This is a genomic window from Bartonella sp. AA86SXKL (assembly GCF_042196885.1).
The window spans coordinates 378-676 of record NZ_JBHIRE010000372.1 but is presented as its reverse complement, the minus strand read 5'-3'; the positions used below and the strand labels follow the sequence as shown (position 1 = coordinate 676).

Below are 299 nucleotides of genomic sequence, written 5' to 3'. Positions count from 1 at the left end.
GTATCTTGTTTATCTATCTGTGCATGATGCAAAAGATCAACTTTTACAGAAGGAGACTTTTCTAACATTTCACCTTCAACAACAGCATTTTTATCCACCTTATCTTCTTTATCTTCTTGGTCTTTTTTTGTCAGCACAAGAGTATCAGCCTCCAATGTGAGAGGGGGCATACGGGGTGGTGCTTTCCATTCAAAGCAGCCCAAACGTCCACTTATTGGAGAGATGACTGCCCAAGAAGAAAAAATAGTACCGTCACACATCCATACCGGATCACGTTCAGCACGCAGCGCCAAAGAAAG

General features: G+C 42.5%; 1 pseudogene. It reads right to left on the bottom strand.

Annotation, left to right across the window (positions count from 1 at the left end):
- Positions 1-299: pseudogene (locus tag ACFIO5_RS12075) on the bottom strand (heme biosynthesis protein HemY); the annotation flags it as partial.